Origin of the sequence: Polaribacter haliotis, from assembly GCF_014784055.1 — a bacterium.
GTDB lineage: Bacteria > Bacteroidota > Bacteroidia > Flavobacteriales > Flavobacteriaceae > Polaribacter > Polaribacter haliotis.
In genome coordinates, this window is the sequence record NZ_CP061813.1 from 3,544,379 (window position 1) to 3,563,133 (window position 18,755).

Here is an 18,755-nt window from a genome sequence, read left to right on the forward strand (position 1 = left end):
ATGAGCAACTTTAGTTTTCTAAAAGAAGAATTTTTACAACTCTATTACGAGTCAGCAATTGCAGAAAAATATACATTTACTGCACCAAAATACGCTGCATTACAATGTAGAATTACATTAGAGTTGGGTATTAATTGGTTATATGATAATGATGTAGAAATGGAGCGTCCTTATGATACTACTTTGTCTGCATTATTACATCATCAATCTTTTAGAAATACAATTAATAGAATGTTATTTCAAGAACTAAACTTAGTTCGTAAAATAGGGAATAACGCTGCACATGGTAAAAAAGTTTCTACTAAAGAAGCTTTAGTTTGTTTAAGAAGTATTTTTAGATTCACTACATACATCAGTAAATATTACAGTCAGTTAAATCCAGAAATTGATGTTTTTAATGAAAATTTTATAGGGAAACCAGAAGGAGCTATAAATGACAAAACTACAAAAGAATTAAAAGCCAGAGCAGAACAAGCAGAAGCAAAACTAAAAGAACTTAAAGAAGCCAAAGAAAAGCAAGAAGAGTTACAGAAAGAAAATGAACTCTTAAAATTGCAACTTAAACAACAGCAAGAGAAATTACTTGTAAGAAAACAAGAACGTACTAAAGCAATTGTTCAAGAAACAGCAATACCAATTCTTACACCAGAGTTAGAAACACGTAAGTTATTTATAGATGTTTTACTAAAAGAAGCAGGTTTTACTAATTTTAAAAACGGAGTAGATATTGAGTTTCCTGTTACAGGAATGCCAAAAGTTACAAATCCTTCAGGCGTTGGTTATGTAGATTATGTTTTATGGGGGAATAATGGTTTGCCTTTAGCAGTTGTGGAAGCTAAAAGTACATTACATAATGCAGCAAAGGGAAAACATCAAGCATTTTTATATGCAAACTGTTTAGAAAAAATGACAGGGCAAAGACCTATTATTTTCTATTCTAATGGTTTTGAAACCTTTATTTGGGATGATACTTTTTACCCATCAAGAGAAGTTTCTGGTTTTTATACAAAAGCAGAATTAGAGTTTTTAATTGAAAAAAGAAAGTCCAGAGAAGACATTAGAAATTTTACAGTAAATACAGATATAGCGGGAAGACCTTATCAATTAGAAGCAATTAAAAGAATAGGAGAATCTTTAGTAATTACAAAAGACGGAGATTTAAAAGGAAGAAACAGAGAGTCTTTATTAGTAATGGCTACAGGAAGTGGTAAAACAAGAACAGCTGCTGCTGCTGTAGATATGTTTATAAAATCTAATTGGGCAAAAAGAATTTTGTTTTTAGCAGATAGAAATGCATTAGTAACTCAAGCAAAGAATGCTTTTAAAGAGCATTTGCCACATTTATCTGCCATAGATTTAACTAAAGAAAAAGAAGATACAGGTACACGTTTGGTGTTTTCTACTTATCCAACTATCATGAATAAAATTGATAGTTTAAAAAATGAAGATGGTAGGTTTTATGGAGTTGGTCATTTTGATGTTATTATTATAGATGAAGCGCACAGATCTGTGTATCAAAAATATGGTGCAATATTTGATTATTTCGACGCTATTCTTTTAGGGTTAACAGCTACACCAAAAAAAGATATAGACCATAACACCTATTCTTTATTTGGAATTGAAGATGATGACCCAACTTTTGCTTATGAATTAACACAAGCCGTAAATGATAAGTTTTTAGTGCCTCCAAAAGCAATAGATGTTCCTGTAAAGTTTTTGCACGAAGGTATTAAATACAACCAATTATCAGAAAAAGACAAACGTAAATTTGAAGAGAAATTTGGAGATTTTACTATAGACGATACTGATGACGAAAATCCACAAATTCATAAAGGACAATTAAATAAATTTTTATTTAATACTAAAACTGTAGATACTGTTTTAGATTATGTAATGTCTAATGGTATAAAAGTAAATGGTGGAGATATGTTAGGTAAAACTATCATTTTTGCTAAAAATCATACACACGCAATTTTTATTGAAGATAGATTTAATAAAAATTATCCAGAATACAGTGGTAACTTTTTAAGAGTTATTGATAATTATGAATCTAAAGCACAAGATTTATTAGAGAAATTCTGTGATGATAAACAACACCAAATGCCACAGATAGCAGTTTCTGTAGATATGATGGATACAGGTGTAGATGCTCCACAAGTGGTTAATTTAGTGTTCTTTAAGCAAGTAAGGTCATATTCAAAATATTGGCAAATGATTGGGCGTGGAACACGTTTAAGACCTAATTTATTTGGACCAGAAAAAGATAAATCTAATTTTGTAATATTTGATTTCTGTTCCAATTTCGATTATTTTGATGAATTTCCTGATGGAATAAACCCAAGTACTGCAAAAACAATATCTCAAAATATTTTTGAAACAAAATTGCATATTATTGAAGCAATTAGAAATAGTGATGTTTCCACAGAACAAAATGATGCGTTAGCAGTAGTTTACACAAATGAATTACATAGTGATATTAATGCCCTAAACAAAGAGAGATTTGAAGTAAGAAAACATTTAAGATTAGTTACAGAGTTTAAAAGCAGAGAAAGATGGAGTAATTTATCTGTAGGTGATATTGTAGATATTTGTGCAAATTTATCCAACTTATCTGCGAAGAAAAATGAAGATGATGAATTAGCTAAACGTTTTGATTTATTGGCATTACGTTTACAATTAGCAATTTTAAAGAATGCTACATCACAAGAGAATTATATTACCAGAATACACGATATTGGTATTAAGCTTCATAAAAAAAGAAATATTCCTGTAGTAGCAGATAAACTGCCGTTAATTAATCAGATTAAAGAATTTCAATTCTGGTCAAGTGTAGATATTCAGCAAATAGAACACATTAGAATTGAATTAAGAGAACTTATAAAATTTATAGATAAAGACAGTATTGCACCTATGTATACAGATTTTGAAGATGAATTGTATGATTTGCAAGTAAGCGAAAAAGACATTTTACCAACTTATACAAGATTACAGAGTTACAAAGACAGAGTAGAATCTTTTATCAGGAAAAATAAATCTCATTTAGTAATAGATAAACTTCACAAAAACATTCCTATTACAGAAAGAGAATTAGATTTATTAGAATCTTTATTATTTGATGAAGAAAATAGAACAAAAGAAGATTACCAGAAGGAGTATGGGGAATTACCTCTAGGTAAATTTATTAGAAGTATTGTAGGTTTAGATATAGAAGTTGTAAATACGTTATTTGCAAATTATATTCAAAATGAAAATTTACAACCTGCACAAATTTCTTTTGTAAATAAATTAATTACTTACTTAAATTCAAACGGAACTCTTGATAAATCTTTACTTGTAAAACCTCCATTTACAGAAACGCACGATAATGGTATTATTGGTGTTTTTACTAATGAGGAAGATGTAAGAAAAATTATCTCTATAGTAGATTTGGTAAATAGTAATGTAATCGCATAACTCTAAAAAATACTTTCAGTAAAAAACCTGTCAACTTCACTATAGCCTAAAAGCCAACTTTATTCTCAAAAAAAATATTTTTCAATTTTTTTGAGAACTTTTCTATTTCCATAAATAATATTTAATGAGCACGACACCCCTCCCTGAATTTGCAGAGTGGGATAGTCCCCTGTGCTAAATTTAAAATTATTAAAAATGGTAACAGTAAAAGATTACAAACAAAGAGAATCTAAGGATGGCGAGAAATTTTTTGTGTTAGTTCTTCAAGGAGGAGTTTCACCTGTTAAATCTAACAAAACAGGTAGAATGTATTTTACTTCTAAAACAGCAACAGTTCCTTCCACATTTGATGAAAGTACTTGTCAGTCTATTGTAGGAGCACAATTTCCAGGAAGAATTGTAAAAGTTGAATCAGAACCTTATGAATTCACCATTAAAGAAACTGGTGAAGTAGTTAATTTAAGCCATCGTTGGGAATATCAAGATGATGTAGAAGAGGAAATTACTGAAAAAGTAATTAGTGATAGTTTAGTAAATTAATAGACTGTCAATAGTAGTAAAAAGAGCCTTTTAGGCTCTTTTTTATTTATATAAAATTAAAAATAATTCAATTCAAAATTATGAAATTACAAAAAGCTCAAAAGGAGCAGGTTAAATTAAGAGTTGGTATTAGTGGAGCATCTGGATTTGGTAAAACCTATTCTGCTTTACTATTAGCTTACGGAATGACAAATGATTGGAATAAAATAGCAGTTATAGATACAGAAAACGGTTCTGCAAATCTATATTCAGAATTAGGGAATTATAATACAGTAAATCTGCAACCACCTTATTCTCCAGAAAGATATATTGAAGCCATAGAACTGTGTGAAAAGTCGAATATTGAAGTTGTTATTGTCGATTCAATAACCCACGAGTGGAGTGGGAAAGGAGGGTGTTTACAAATTCATGAACAATTAGGTGGCAAATTTCAAGATTGGGCAAAAGTTTCTCCTCGTCATCAATCTTTTATTGATAAGATTTTACAGTCTAAATCTCATATCATAACTACTGTAAGAAGAAAAGTAGATTATTCTATGGATAAAGACCAAAGTGGAAGAACAAAAGTCACTAAACATGGTACTAAAGAGATTACTCGCGAGGGTTTTGAGTACGAATTGACAGTGAATTTTGAAATTATAAATGATAATCATTTAACACTTGCAAGTAAAGACAGAACTGGATTATTTATGAATAAACCTGAATTTATTCTTTCTTCTGGTACAGGAAAAAAACTATTGGACTGGTGCAACAATGGCAGAACTATAGATGATATTAAAACGGAAATTAAATCTTGCACAACTTTGGAAGGTTTAAGACATATCTATAGTAAGTACCCAAATCTACAAAGTAGTATTAAAGAAATCATTTTATCTCGAAAAAGAGAAATTGAAAATGTAGTAATACCAAATAAAGAAATAATAGAAACCATAAAACCAAGTAAAAATGGAATTAGCATTAACGCAGACTCAAAACCAGAGTAGAGTAATTGTACCAGAATATTATGAAGGAGATTTAAATAAAAATCATTTTATCGAAGCAAATACTAATTCAGTAACTCTTGAACATCTTACAAATGATACAATATTACCTGTATTCTCTAAAGATAATGAAGTTACTATTAGTCACGCAGAATTTATAAATGCGACACAAGAAGCTTTAAGAAATGTGTTTCCTTTTCATCAACAGACAGCTCCAAATATTAGAGTTTCTCATATAATTAAGGGAAGAGTTCCAAGTGCAATCGGGAAGCAAAAAAGCGAGTTGTTAGATGAAGATAAAACTATTTATTATGAAAGAATGGCTTTTGTGATTGGTTTGCCACAAATACAACAAGAAGTAAATGGGAATAAATTGTCTCTTGTTGTAGGTGGAGTTAGAGCTTACAATAACGAAAATCTCTATAGTAGAAAATCTATAGAGAAATTTAAGGTTTTTATTGGTTTCTCTAATTTTGTTTGTACAAACTTATGTATTTCTACTGATGGTTTTAAAGATGAAATTAGAGTAAGTAACAAAAATGAACTTGTAAGCAGAATTACAGAATTGTTTAGTAGCTATGACCAAGACAAACATCTTGGGAATATGGAAAGAATGAGTAAATTTTTTCTTACACCAGAGCAAGTTGCTCATTTGTTGGGGAAAATGAAAATGTATCAATTTTTAAGTAATGCAAGAAAAAAAGAATTATTTCCTTTAAATATAAATGATTCACAGATTAACACAATAGCCAAAAGCTATTTTAAAGATGATAATTTTAAAGTTACTACTGAGGGTGTTGTAAATCTTTGGCAATTGTATAATTTATTTACAGGTGCGGTTAAAAGTAGTTATATAGATTCTTTTTTACAACGTGAAGCCTGTGCTTACGAGTTTATCCAAGACCTATCTAATTCACTGCAAAATGAAGAATCCAATTTCTTTTTAATTTAAATACATAGCTAAAACTTACTACATAAATTTAAAATTTAAGCAGATGCCAGAAGAAGAAATTATTTCTTTTAATCAATATTATAGTCCAAATAGAATTCTTGTTATAACTTATTTTAATAAATTAGTTGAGTTGCATTGCCCATTTCCTGTTATTTTTAAGGAAAATACTTTAAATTTTAAAAAAAATGAGATTGTATATGTGACAGAAACAGGACTTACAAAAAGTGGAGATTATGTTTTTAAAATACAGAATAAATGGTTTGATCCGAAGCATTTTAAAATTTTATGTTACCAATTGTAAAGGTTTTAGCTATAAATTAAAAGAAAAGGAGTTTATATTGTATTTTGATATCCAACTTTTGAGACTGTTTTCTCCTTTATCAAAAAACTTCTGAAAACGTTAGCTAATTATTAACACAGTAATAATTATATTGCTGTGTTACTTTAATTTTATAATTATGAATGATTTAGAACTTTTTGATTTTTTTAATTTTTTTAAAAAAGATAATTTTATTGAACATTTATACGATAAGTTTGTAAGCCAAGGAGAACTTTTAAAGAATGAAAAAAATAAGGCTGTATTCAGAACGCCTGGAAATCATTTTATTGATGAAACCACAGGAGTGGAAAGTATAGTTTATCCCACAGAACGAGTTTTAGATTTTCAGAATGATTTTATTCCTAAACTTATTGAAATTAATGCAGAAAAATATTTGAATTTTTGTAAAAAAATGGAAATTAAATTATTAAACAATTTATCATCATGGTATTATTTTCTTGACTCATTAGCAGAAAACTTATTTAACGACAAACTTTTTTTTAAGCAATCAAAAAACTTAAATAATTATCCATCAATAAGAAAAAAGTTATTAGAAACAATAGAAGGATTATTGTTGAATTTTAACTCTAAGTTAGAACCTCCAACTGAAATCCATAAGATAAAATTGGGACTAAAAAAAACTGAAATTTGTTTTTTATTTTATTGGATGTTGGAAGCGGGTTATTTCCCAGAAAAGTTTGGAATAGAAAAATTGTCAAAAATTCTTCAGACGAATTTTATGCGAAAAGCTTCAATAGATAAGGATGTTTATCTGGAGATGAAAGACTCTACTTCAGAACTTTCAAAAATTAAAAAAGGTGAAATTATACCTTCTGAAAGGCTAATAAAATTTTTGAAAGATATAATTAATAAGCATGACAAATAATTCACTAAATTTTTTCTCAACTTTTTTGTTGGGTTTTTAGAACTTAATTTGATAAGGATAAGGTTATAATTTTCCAATATTTGCAATGTGATTCAGTCGCATTTTCACAAAAACAAATCTTAATGCTGTCTGAAAAGATTTAAATTTTTATTAATATAAACAATTTAAATTATGAATGTACAATCGAGCATATTTTGGTCTTTAGATGATAAGGGCAAAATCACTATCAATCAGAGTAAATTAACCAACTTTTTATCGGAATCAGGATTCAGTAAATCTATAATGCCAGATGGCAATATAATTTATTTAAAAGAAAAAGGAAATATAGTTTCTGAAGTTTATGATTCAGATATCATAGATTTTGTAAGTGAGCACCTCAAGAAAATTAAAAAGGAAGATGTTTTAGAAACATTCTCAAAAGGAGTATCAACATATTTAAGTCCAAGTAAATTAAAGTTGCTGAATACGATTTCTTTGTTGAACGATAGAGATAAAAAAAATTACAGTTTCTTTCATTTTAGAAATCAAAGTTGTCAAGTTGGCAATGGTAAAATTATTTCGACTGAATACGAAATGTTAAAAAACAAAATTTGGGATAGAAGAATTATACAAAGAGATTATACTCCTCTTCAGAGAAATGATACTTCTCAATTTGAAAGATTTTGCTTTAATATTTCAGGAAAAAATGAAGATCGTTATTTAGCTTTAAAAACTATTATAGGTTATTTATTACACAGATATCAAGACCCTAAAAATACAAAAGCAATCATTTTAGTTGATGAGAAAATTTCATTTGATGGAGAAGCAAATGGTGGTACTGGTAAAACTTTACTTATTAAAGCTATTGGTAAATGTAGAGAGATAATTATTATGAATGGAAAAGGTCTTAAATCTAAAAGTTGGTTTAAAAATCAAAGAATTGAACATACGACAGATTTAGTTTTCTATGATGATGTAAACAAAGAATTTAGTCTTGAAGAGCTGTATTCAGAAATTACAACAGGAATGGTTGTTGAGAAAAAATATAAAGGAGAATTATATATTAAACCAGAAGATTCTCCAAAATTGGTAATTTCAAGTAATTATGTGGTAAAAGGTACAGGTGGAAATACAGATGCAAGAAGAAGGTGCGATTTTGAAATTGCTAATCATTATAGTGGAGATTTAACACCTTTTGATGAGTTTGGAAACAATTTTTTTGATGACTGGGATTCAGATGAATGGAATGCATTTTATACATTTATGATTAAATGTGTTTTAGAGTACTTTGAGCATGGATTGATTACAGCCAAACCAATTAACTTAAAAATGAATGGTTTAATATATTCTACAAACCTTGAGTTTTTTTCTTTTTTAGAAACGGGTATTGTCGAACTAAATAAGTGGGAGTGTAAAAAAACTGTATTAGCATTATTTATTGAACAATATCCATTTTATAAAAATTTATCTCCACATAAGTTCACCAAATGGATGAAAATATATGCTAAAAGTGAAGGACATGTTTATGAAGATAAAAGTTCTGGAGGAAAATACACATTTTATTTAAAAACGGTTAAGGAGGTGAAAGATGAAAAATAGTAAAAAAGGTTTTGTCTACACTGTAGTTGACAAAAAAACAGATAAGGTGGTTTATGTAGGTATTACTAAAGACACCTTAAAATCTCGGAAAAATGACCACATTAAGAAGTCAAGAAGAGAAAAAAAATACCCTTTTCAAAATGCAATTGCGACTTTAGGAGTAGATGCATTTAAATGGGAAGCAAATACAACTTTACTAAATAATGATGAATTAGCAGAAAAAGAAAAAGAGTTAATTTCCCAATATATATTAAAAGGGAATAAACTTTATAATATTGATTCTGGTGGTGGAATTCAAAAAACAATTTATAAATACAAAATTGATGACGGTAGTTTATTAAAAACATTTGATTCCTTGGAAGAAGCTTCTAAAACTGTAAATTCAACAAAACAAAGTATTTCTAAAGCGTGCTTAAGTTCTACTTATAAACATCGTGGTTATTTATGGTCTTATAAATTTAAGGTGCCATTTATACAGGGTAAAGATTTAAGAAAAAAAAGAGTTGAAAAATTATCTCTTCATTCTGGTGAAATTATTGAAACATATAATTCAGTTGCTGATGCATCTAAAAAAACAGGTATTAATAAAACTTCTATTGCTAAAGTTTGTAGAGGTGAAAGAGTTTCTGCTGGTGGGTATAAATGGACTTTTTGCTTAAAAGATAAAGGTTATGGAATATGAGAAAGCTTTAAAAATAGCAACTAAAGTTAAAGAACAATTGGCTCCTCATTGCTACAGAATTGAGATTGCAGGCAGTATAAGACGGAAGAAAGCTGAAGTAAATGATATAGAAATAGTAGCAATTGCTAAAACATATGATGTAGGACTATTTCATAGTGGTATAGCGTCTATTATTAATGGATGGGTTAAAATTAAAGGCGAATTACCATGTAAATACACCCAAAGAATGTTGCCAGAAGGAATTAAATTAGATATTTTCTTTGCAGAAGAACATACTTGGGGAATGGTTTACGCATTAAGAACTGGTAGTGCAAGATTTAGCCACAAAGTATTAGCTAATTCTTGGGTAAGAAAAGGATTTAAGAGTGTAGGAAATTATTTATGGAAAGGGGAATACACTCGTGGATTTAGAGAGGAACAAGAATTATTTGATTTTTTGAAAATACCATTTATAGAACCAGAAAATAGAAATTAAAAACAATTTTGTCGTGGTAAAGGCACACTTTTAGGCACATCAAAAATAATGTAGTAACTTTACCTCTTGAAGGCAATAAGAAAACAAAAGAAGGTTCGAATCCTTCAGGGCTCACTTAAAGCTTCACAGAAATGTGAGGCTTTTTTGTTTTTATAGGTTTTGTAAGGGGTTACAGTGCTTCGCAACAATTTGTCATAATACTTCATTTTAACTAAAACCTTTAATAAAAGGGTAACTTTTAGGAGAACATTAAAAAAATATTTGTACATTTTTCTTATTTTATTTTAAACTTCAATTATTCTTTTATTCTATAACATATAATATATATAGTTATATTGTTTTATGTATTTTTATTTTCTTAAATTATTAAAATAAAATATATTATATGAAAAAAACAAAACTTGTTTTAATCGCCTCTTTTGTCTTAATTTTATTAAATAGTTGTAAGGAAGACTCAATTGCTAAAAAATCTATTCTAGAAAAAATTGAAACCCAATATTCTCAACTTTATGATTCTGCAACGACTAAATTTGATGATAACCTATTTTTACCTAAAACAATTAAAGACAATAAGCTTCGTCTTGTATCTAGTTATGAATGGACAAGTGGTTTTTACCCAGGATCACTTTGGTATTTGTATGAACTTACGAAAGATTCCAAATGGAAAGATAGAGCATTAGCTTATACTAAAAAACTAGATACGATTCAATATTGGGAGGGAAACCATGATGTTGGTTTTATTATAGAATGTAGTTATGGAAATGCAATAAAAGATACACCTTCTAAAGATTTTGATAAAATTATTGTACAAACAGCAAAATCACTTTCAACAAGATTTCGTCCTAGAGCAGGTATAATTCAGTCCTGGAAGAAAAGTAGTAAATGGGATTGTCCAGTTATTATTGATAATATGATGAATTTAGAACTCTTATTTCATGCGACTAAAATTTCAGGAGATTCTACATATTATAATATAGCAGTATCTCATGCAGATACTACAATAAAAAATCATTTTCGAAAGGACTATAGTACTTATCACGTGTTAGATTACGACAGAGAAACAGGTGGAATAGTTGCTAAGAAAACAGCGCAAGGTTATTCAGATGAATCTGCATGGGCTAGAGGACAAGCTTGGGGATTGTATGGTTATACAGTTTGCTATAGAGAAACAAAGTATCCAAAATATTTAGAACAAGCTATTAAAATTGCTGATTACCTAATAAATCATAAAAATTTACCAAATGATAAAATTCCATATTGGGATTATGATGTTCCTGTAGAAAAAGATACTCCTAGAGATGCATCAGCAGCATCAATTACAGCATCAGCTTTATATGAATTAGGTCATTTTACAAAAGATAATAAACAGTTGTATTTATCTTTCGCAGATGAAATAATGAAGAGTTTAAATTCTCCAGATTACTTTGCAGAGGAAGGAACCAATAAAGGCTTTTTATTAAAACATTCTGTAGGTAGTATCCCTCATGGAGTTGAAATAGATGTGCCACTAAATTATGCTGATTATTATTATTTAGAAGCACTTTATCGTAGTAAAAATTTAAAATAATTTATAATGAAAGTTTTAATAATTTTATTTACAATATTTACTTTTTCATACACATCAAATGCACAAACAGATAGAGATATTTGGGTTAAGGAGTTAGTAAAAATGGCTGATCCAATTCTTAGTAATTTGAGTAATAATCAATTAAAAGAAAAAATGCCTGTTGAACAAGCAGATTCTAAATCTACTGATAGAGCATTATTTGTGCATTTAGAAGGATTTGGAAGATTAATGGCAGGAATAGCACCTTGGTTAGAATTGGGTGTCGATAACACCATTGAAGGACAATTGCGTAAAAAATATTTAGATTATTCGCATAAAGCAATTTATAATGCTGTAAATCCTGAATCTGAAGACTACATGAATTTTTCTAAAGGAAAACAACCTTTAGTGGATGCAGCTTTTCTTGCACAAGCTTTTTTAAGAGCTCCTGAACAGTTGTGGAATAATTTACCAAAAACAACTAAACAATTAGTAATTGATGCTTTTAAAAAGACCTTTACAATTTCTGATATACCTTACAGTAATTGGCTTTTATTTTCTGGAACTATAGAGGCTTTTCTAATTAAGAATTCCGATTATAACGATTTTACTCGAATTGAGTTTGCTTTAAGAAAACATTTCGAATGGTATGTAGGTGATGGTCTCTATTCTGATGGTAAGTATTATCATTGGGATTACTATAATTCTTTTGTAATTCACCCAATGTTATTAGATATATTGGATGTTTTAAAAACAACAAATCATCGTTTAAAATCGATGAGTGATGTAACCTTAAAAAGAGCACAGAGATATGGAATTATTCTTGAAAGACAAATATCACCAGAAGGAACGTTTCCTGTTGTTGGTAGATCTTCAATCTATAGATTTGGTGCATTTCAAGTCTTAGCACAGCTTGCACTTATGGAAAAATTACCAAAAGAGCTTTCTAATGGACAGGTTAGAGCAGGTTTAACTGCAGTAATGAAAAGATTACATCAGGCAAAAGGGACTTACGACGATAATGGTTGGTTAAAAATTGGTGTTGTTGGAAGTCAACCTAAAATGGCAGAATCCTATATTTGTACAGGTAGTTTGTATTTAACTTCATTAGGTTTTTTACCTCTAGGTTTACCTAGTAATCACCCTTTTTGGACTTCTGAACCAAAGGAATGGACCATGGTTAAAATATGGGGAGGAAATCCTTCCGTAAAGAAAGATCATTATACGAATTAAAAATTATTGAATAGATTTTTTTAAAATTTATATAAATAAAAACACAGTGTTTAATTAACACTGTGTTTTTATTTATATAAATTAATTAATACTTTTTACATAGCAACTAAATCTCCAGAAACATCTTTTGATGGTAATTCTGATTTACCCATTAAGTAAATATCTACTTGTCTTGCAGCTTCTCTTCCTTCAGAAATTGCCCAAACAATTAAAGATTGTCCTCTTCTCATATCACCAGCAGCAAAAATATTAGGAACATTTGTTTGGTATTTTCCATATTCAGCTTTGTAATTTGAACGAGCGTCTTTGTTGATTCCTAATTTATCTGCTAAAGTACTTTCTGGACCTGTAAAACCAAGAGCAAGTAATGCTAAATCACATGGCCAAGTTTTTTCTGTTCCTTCAATTTCTATCAATTGAGGCCTTTGTCCTGGAACCATTTTCCACTCAACATTTACTGTTTTTAAAGCAGTTAACTTTCCATTTTCATCTTTTACAAATTCTTTTGTATTAATCAACCAATTACGTTCTGCACCTTCTTTATGAGAAGATGAAGTCTTTAATTGTAAAGGCCAAAAAGGCCAAGGAGTTGTTGGCGAACGATGCCCTGGAGGTTTTGGCATAATTTCAAAATTAACCACAGATTTTGCTCCATGTCTATTTGAAGTACCAATACAATCCGACCCTGTATCTCCACCACCAATTACAATTACATTTTTATCAGTAGCCATTACTTGGTCTTTTACTTCTTTCCCAAATAATACTTTTGTTTGTTGTGTTAAGAAATCCATTGCCTGTACAACACCATCTGCATCAATTCCTGGAGTTGGTAAACTTCTTCTTTCAGTTGCTCCACCACATAAAACTACGGAATCGAAACTTTTTAAATCTTCAACTTTATAATTTACCCCAACATTTACATTGGTTTTAAAAATAATTCCTTCTGCTTCTAGAATAGCAATTCTTCTATCGATAATTCCTTTTTCCATTTTAAAATTCGGAATTCCATATCGTAGCAAACCACCAACTTCATCATCTCTTTCAAAAACAGTAACTGTATGACCAGCTCTATTTAATTGTTGTGCTGCTGCTAAACCTGCAGGTCCAGAACCAACAACAGCAATAGTTTTTCCTGTTCTTGATTTTGGAGGTTGTGGTTTAATCCAACCTTCTTTAAAAGCACGTTCTACAATATTTTTTTCGATATTTTCAATAGAAACAGGGTCTTCTATAATACCTAAAACACATGATTGTTCACATGGAGCAGGACACAAACGACCTGTAAATTCTGGAAAATTGTTTGTTGAATGTAATATCCAGGACGCTTTTTTCCATTCACCTTGATGCACCATGTGATTGAAATCTGGAATTAGATTTCCTAATGGACAACCACTGTGACAAAATGGAATTCCACAATCCATACAACGTGAACCTTGTTTTGTCAATTCTTTCTCTGAAAGAGGAACTGTAAACTCTTTATAATTTTTTACACGATCTTTTACAGAAGTGTATTTTTCATCTTGTCTTTCAAACTCTTTAAATCCTGTTATTTTTCCCATGACATTATGCTTTTGTTAATTCTTCGAACATTGGTTCTTCTGTTTCTAAACGTTCTAATGCTTTTTTGTATTCTGTTGGCATTACTTTTACAAAGTTTTTTAAACTTGCATCCCAATCTGCTAATAAAGAAGCACCTTTTTTACTATCTGTATATAAAACGTGTTTTTCTATTGTTGTCTTTAAATCTAATGCATCCATATCTGAAATTTCTTCAAATTCGATGGTTTCAGTATTACAAAGACCGTTTACAAATTTGTTTTCTGGATCATATACATATGCAATTCCACCACTCATACCAGCTGCGAAATTTCTTCCTGTTTTTCCTAAAACAATTACTTTTCCACCAGTCATATATTCACAACAGTGATCTCCTACACCTTCAACAACTGTTCTTGCTCCAGAATTACGAACTGCAAAACGTTCTCCTGCAATTCCGTTTATATATGCTTCACCATCAACAGCACCAAACAAACAAACGTTACCGATAATGATATTGTTTTCCGCAATAAAATCTGCTTTTGCTGGTTTTTTGATGATTAATTTAGCTCCTGATAAACCTTTTCCTAAATAATCATTTGTATTTCCATCTAAAATAAATGTCAATCCATGAGCACCAAAAGCTCCGAAACTTTGTCCTGCAGAACCTGTGAAATTGATATTCAATGTATCTTCAGGCAAACCTAGATGACCGTAAATTTTAGAAATTTCATTACTAACAATGGCACCAACAGTTCTGTCTGTATTTTTTATAGGATAAGAAAGATTCATTTTTTCTTTTCTATACAAAGCTCTGTGAGAATCTTTTAAAATAGTAAAATCTAATACGTCTTCTAAATTATGATCTTGTTGTTCTGTATTTCTTACAGGAAGATGATTATAACCAACTGGTCTATGTAAAATACTCGATAAATCTAAACCTTTTGCTTTATAATGCTTAATCGCTTTATTTGCATTGATTTTATGCGTCTGACCAACCATTTCAGCTAACGTTCTGAAACCAAGTTCTGCCATTATTTTTCTTAACTCTTCAGCAATATAATAGAAGAAATTAATTACATGTTCTGGAGTTCCTTTAAAGTTTTTACGCAATTCTTTATCTTGAGTTGCGATACCAACTGGACACGTATTTAGATGACATTTACGCATCATAATACAACCAGAAGCCACTAAAGGAGCCGTTGCAAAACCAAATTCTTCAGCACCTAATAACGCTGCAATTGCAACATCTCTACCTGTTTTTAATTGTCCATCACATTCAACAACAATTCTACTTCTTAAATTATTCATTACCAAAGTTTGTTGTGCTTCAGACAAACCAAGTTCCCAAGGTAAACCTGCGTGTTTTAATGATGTTAAAGGAGAAGCTCCTGTTCCACCATCATAACCAGCAATTAGAACAACATCTGCTTTTGCTTTTGCAACACCTGCTGCAATTGTACCAACACCAACTTCAGAAACTAATTTTACATTAATTCTTGCTTCACGATTTGCATTTTTTAAATCGTAAATTAATTGTGCTAAATCTTCAATTGAATAAATATCGTGATGTGGAGGAGGAGAAATCAATCCTACAAAAGGCGTTGAATTTCTCGCATTTGCAATCCATGGTAAAACTTTGTAGCCAGGTAATTGACCACCTTCACCAGGTTTTGCACCTTGTGCCATTTTAATTTGAATTTCTCTCGCGTTTGTTAAATAGTGAGAAGTAACTCCAAATCTACCAGAAGCAACTTGCTTAATCGCAGAATTTCTACTATCACCATTTATATCTTTTTGGAAACGTTTTCTATCTTCACCACCTTCACCAGAATTAGATTTTCCACCAATTCTATTCATTGCAATCGCTAAATTTTCGTGTGCTTCTCTGGAAATTGATCCATAAGACATGGCACCAGTTTTAAAACGTTTTACAATTTCTGTCCAAGGTTCTACTTCGTCTAAAGGAATTGGATCTAAATTATCAAACTGAAATAAACCACGAATTGTCATTAAACTTTCCGCTTGTTCATTTATGGTTTTTGCATATACATCATAACTTGCTTGGTCGCTTAAACGAACTGCTTGTTGTAATTTTGCAACGGTAGTTGGGTTGAATAAATGACGTTCGCCATTTCTTCTCCATCTATAATCCCCACCAATATTTAAACTTAAATTTTTATCAATTTGATTATTTGGGTATGCTTGTTTATAACGTTGGTCTATTTCTTTTTCAATTTCATATAAACCAATACCTTCTATTCTTGAAGCAGTGTAAGGGAAATATTTTTCTACAAATTGAGAATTAAAACCAACAATTTCGAAAATTTGAGAACCTCTATAAGAATGTAAAGTTGAGATTCCTATTTTGTTCATCACTTTTAGGATTCCTTTTCCGATTGCTTTGTTGAAATTATCGACAGCTTGTTGCTCATCCATATCAACAATAAAACCTTCTTTTACTTGCGCTCTAATAATTTCGTTTACCATATATGGGTTGATCGCACTTGCGCCATAACCAAATAAAGTAGCAAAATGATGTGGTTCACGTGGTTCTGCAGATTCAATTATGATATCGAAAAAAGAACGTTTTCTTAAACGATTTAATTGATGATTCACAAAAGAACACGCTAACAAAGCAGGAATTGGAGCAAATTCTTGATTTACACCTCTGTCTGAAAGGATGATGATATTATTTTTGTTTTGAATTGCTTTTTCAACCTGAATAATAATGTTATCTAAAGCATCTTCTAAACCATTTAAACCTTGCGCTTTTGGATATAAAATATTGATTGTTGTTGCTTTAAAGCTTTCAATATCTATACTTCTAATTTTTTCTAAATCGGCATTAGAAATAACAGGGTTTTTAATATTTAATTTTCTACACTGCCTTTCTGTAATGCTGAAAATATTTCTATCTTTTCCTAAATTTAAACTAATATCTGTTACAATTTCTTCACGAATTCCATCTAAAGGTGGGTTTGTAACTTGTGCAAATAGTTGTTTGAAATAGTTTGAAATTAATTGAGGCCTGTCAGATAAAACTGCCAAAGGAGTATCAATTCCCATAGAGCCTAAAGCTTCTTTACCAACTTGTGCCATTGGTGTAATTACTTCTTGAATATCTTCAAATGTGTAATTAAATAAACGCTGACGTGTTTTAATATCAATCGTTTCAATTGGGCAAGTATCGCCAGTATAAGGAACATCTTTTAAATGCAAACGCGTTTTATCTAACCATTCTTGATAAGGTCTTTCTAAAACAATTTTTGCTTTTATTTCTTCATCTTCAATAATTCTACCTTCATTCATATCTACCAAGAACATTTTTCCTGGCTCTAATCTACCGTGTTTTTTTACGTCTTCTGGAGCGATATCAACCACACCAATTTCAGATGACATAATTAATTTTCCGCTTTTTGTAACGGTATATCTTGAGGGTCTTAAACCATTTCTATCTAATAAAGCACCAATGTAATCTCCATCTGTAAAAGGAACAGAAGCAGGACCATCCCAAGGTTCCATAATACAACTGTTGTATTCGTAAAAAGCTTTACGCTCCTTAGACATAGTTTTATGTTTTTCCCAAGCTTCAGGAATCATCATCATCATAATTTCTGGTAATGAACGACCTGTGTGTGTTAATAATTCTACCACCATATCCATTGAAGCAGAATCTGATTTTCCTGGTAAAATAATTGGGAATAATTCTTCGATTTGAGAGCCAAAAACGTCACTTTTCATGATTTCTTCACGCACACGCATTCTACTTACGTTTCCACGTAAAGTATTAATTTCTCCATTCTGACACATGTGCCTAAATGGTTGTGCTAGCTCCCAAGTTGGCATTGTGTTAGTTGAAAAACGTTGGTGAACTAACGCCAAACGTGTTACCAAATCTTTTTCTTGAAGATCTTTATAATAAGGACCAATATCTTCAGGCATAATAATACCTTTATATATAATGGTTGTTATCGATAAACTTGAAACGTAAAAATAACCGCTTTCAGAAGTTTTAGATTGTCTTATTTTGTGTTCTGCTATTTTACGAGCAGCATATAATTTTGCTTTAAAAGTAGCTTCATCTTCACTTTTATTTTTACCAACAAAAATTTGTTCGATATTTGGTTCAGAAGCTAATGCGATTGGTCCTAATTGGGTAGAGTCTACAGGAACATCTCTCCATCCTAAAATAGAAAGCCCTTGTGCTTTTATTTCGTTTGTAAAAGTAGATTTACAAAAATTGTATTGGTTTTTTGCTTTTGGTAAAAAAACCATTCCAACAGCATATTCTCTTTGTTCAGGAAGGTTAAAGTCACAAACTCTTTGGAAGTATTTATGAGGAATATCTATTAATAAACCAGCTCCATCTCCTGTTTTTCCATCCGAACTAACACCACCTCTATGTTCTAACTTTACTAAAATCTCTAAAGCGTCGTGAATAATTTGATTTGTCTTGTCTCCATTTAAATTACAGATGAATCCTGCACCGCAATTTTCGTGTTCAAATTCTGGTAAATATAAGCCCTGTTTCTCCATATTATAATAAATTATATCTGCTAAATTATATTTTTT

The 18,755-nt window shown here is 30.1% G+C and carries 13 protein-coding genes; 11 read left to right on the forward strand and 2 right to left on the reverse strand.

What is annotated here, in order from left to right; all coding sequences use genetic code 11:
- The 11 genes from H9I45_RS15275 to H9I45_RS15325 all read left to right on the forward strand — a co-directional run bounded on the left by H9I45_RS15275 (window position 1) and on the right by H9I45_RS15325 (window position 12,644).
- Window positions 1-3,453 carry a DEAD/DEAH box helicase family protein gene (locus H9I45_RS15275; protein ID WP_088354263.1) on the forward strand — a complete coding sequence of 1,151 codons (3,453 nt, stop codon included), beginning with the start codon at window positions 1-3 and terminating at the stop codon, window positions 3,451-3,453.
- Between the two features lie 195 nt (window positions 3,454-3,648).
- Window positions 3,649-3,993: a hypothetical protein gene (locus tag H9I45_RS15280; protein WP_088354311.1), complete on the forward strand. Its 345-nt coding sequence runs from the start codon at window positions 3,649-3,651 to the stop codon at window positions 3,991-3,993.
- Window positions 3,994-4,073: 80 nt separating this feature from the next.
- The gene (locus H9I45_RS15285) at window positions 4,074-4,976 is read left to right on the forward strand and encodes an AAA family ATPase (protein WP_088354262.1); all 903 of its coding nucleotides are present in this window, start codon (window positions 4,074-4,076) and stop codon (window positions 4,974-4,976) included.
- Window positions 4,939-5,925, forward strand: coding sequence for a DUF3871 family protein (locus tag H9I45_RS15290; RefSeq protein WP_088354261.1), 987 nt, complete (start codon window positions 4,939-4,941; stop codon window positions 5,923-5,925). Before H9I45_RS15285 ends, H9I45_RS15290 begins: the two co-directional genes overlap by 38 nt.
- A 43-nt stretch (window positions 5,926-5,968) precedes the next feature.
- The gene (locus tag H9I45_RS15295) at window positions 5,969-6,226 is read left to right on the forward strand and encodes a hypothetical protein (protein ID WP_088354260.1); all 258 of its coding nucleotides are present in this window, start codon (window positions 5,969-5,971) and stop codon (window positions 6,224-6,226) included.
- 157 nt (window positions 6,227-6,383) lie between these two features.
- Complete coding sequence (locus H9I45_RS15300) at window positions 6,384-7,130, forward strand: hypothetical protein (RefSeq protein ID WP_088354259.1); 747 nt, start codon at window positions 6,384-6,386, stop codon at window positions 7,128-7,130.
- A 171-nt stretch (window positions 7,131-7,301) separates the two neighbouring features.
- Complete coding sequence (locus tag H9I45_RS15305) at window positions 7,302-8,708, forward strand: hypothetical protein (RefSeq protein WP_140422757.1); 1,407 nt, start codon at window positions 7,302-7,304, stop codon at window positions 8,706-8,708.
- Complete coding sequence (locus H9I45_RS15310; protein WP_088354257.1) at window positions 8,698-9,390, forward strand: GIY-YIG nuclease family protein; 693 nt, start codon at window positions 8,698-8,700, stop codon at window positions 9,388-9,390. Before H9I45_RS15305 ends, H9I45_RS15310 begins: the two co-directional genes overlap by 11 nt.
- Window positions 9,380-9,865, forward strand: a complete 486-nt coding sequence (locus H9I45_RS15315; RefSeq protein WP_088354256.1) for a nucleotidyltransferase family protein — start codon at window positions 9,380-9,382, stop codon at window positions 9,863-9,865. Before H9I45_RS15310 ends, H9I45_RS15315 begins: the two co-directional genes overlap by 11 nt.
- A gap of 385 nt (window positions 9,866-10,250) precedes the next feature.
- Window positions 10,251-11,432 (forward strand): glycoside hydrolase family 88 protein, encoded by a 1,182-nt coding sequence (locus tag H9I45_RS15320; RefSeq protein ID WP_088354255.1) that lies wholly within the window; start codon window positions 10,251-10,253, stop codon window positions 11,430-11,432.
- Window positions 11,433-11,438: 6 nt separating this feature from the next.
- Window positions 11,439-12,644: a DUF2264 domain-containing protein gene (locus tag H9I45_RS15325; RefSeq protein ID WP_088354254.1), complete on the forward strand. Its 1,206-nt coding sequence runs from the start codon at window positions 11,439-11,441 to the stop codon at window positions 12,642-12,644.
- 95 nt (window positions 12,645-12,739) lie between these two features.
- Here the strand turns inward: H9I45_RS15325 and H9I45_RS15330 are convergent, their stop codons facing one another.
- Together H9I45_RS15330 and gltB are read right to left on the reverse strand one after the other, a co-directional pair.
- Window positions 12,740-14,203, reverse strand: a complete 1,464-nt coding sequence (locus H9I45_RS15330) for a glutamate synthase subunit beta (RefSeq protein ID WP_088354253.1) — start codon at window positions 14,201-14,203, stop codon at window positions 12,740-12,742.
- Window positions 14,204-14,207: 4 nt separating this feature from the next.
- Entirely contained in the window at window positions 14,208-18,719 is a 4,512-nt protein-coding gene (gene gltB / locus H9I45_RS15335; protein WP_088354252.1) for a glutamate synthase large subunit, read from the reverse strand.
- Window positions 18,720-18,755 lie beyond the last annotated feature (36 nt).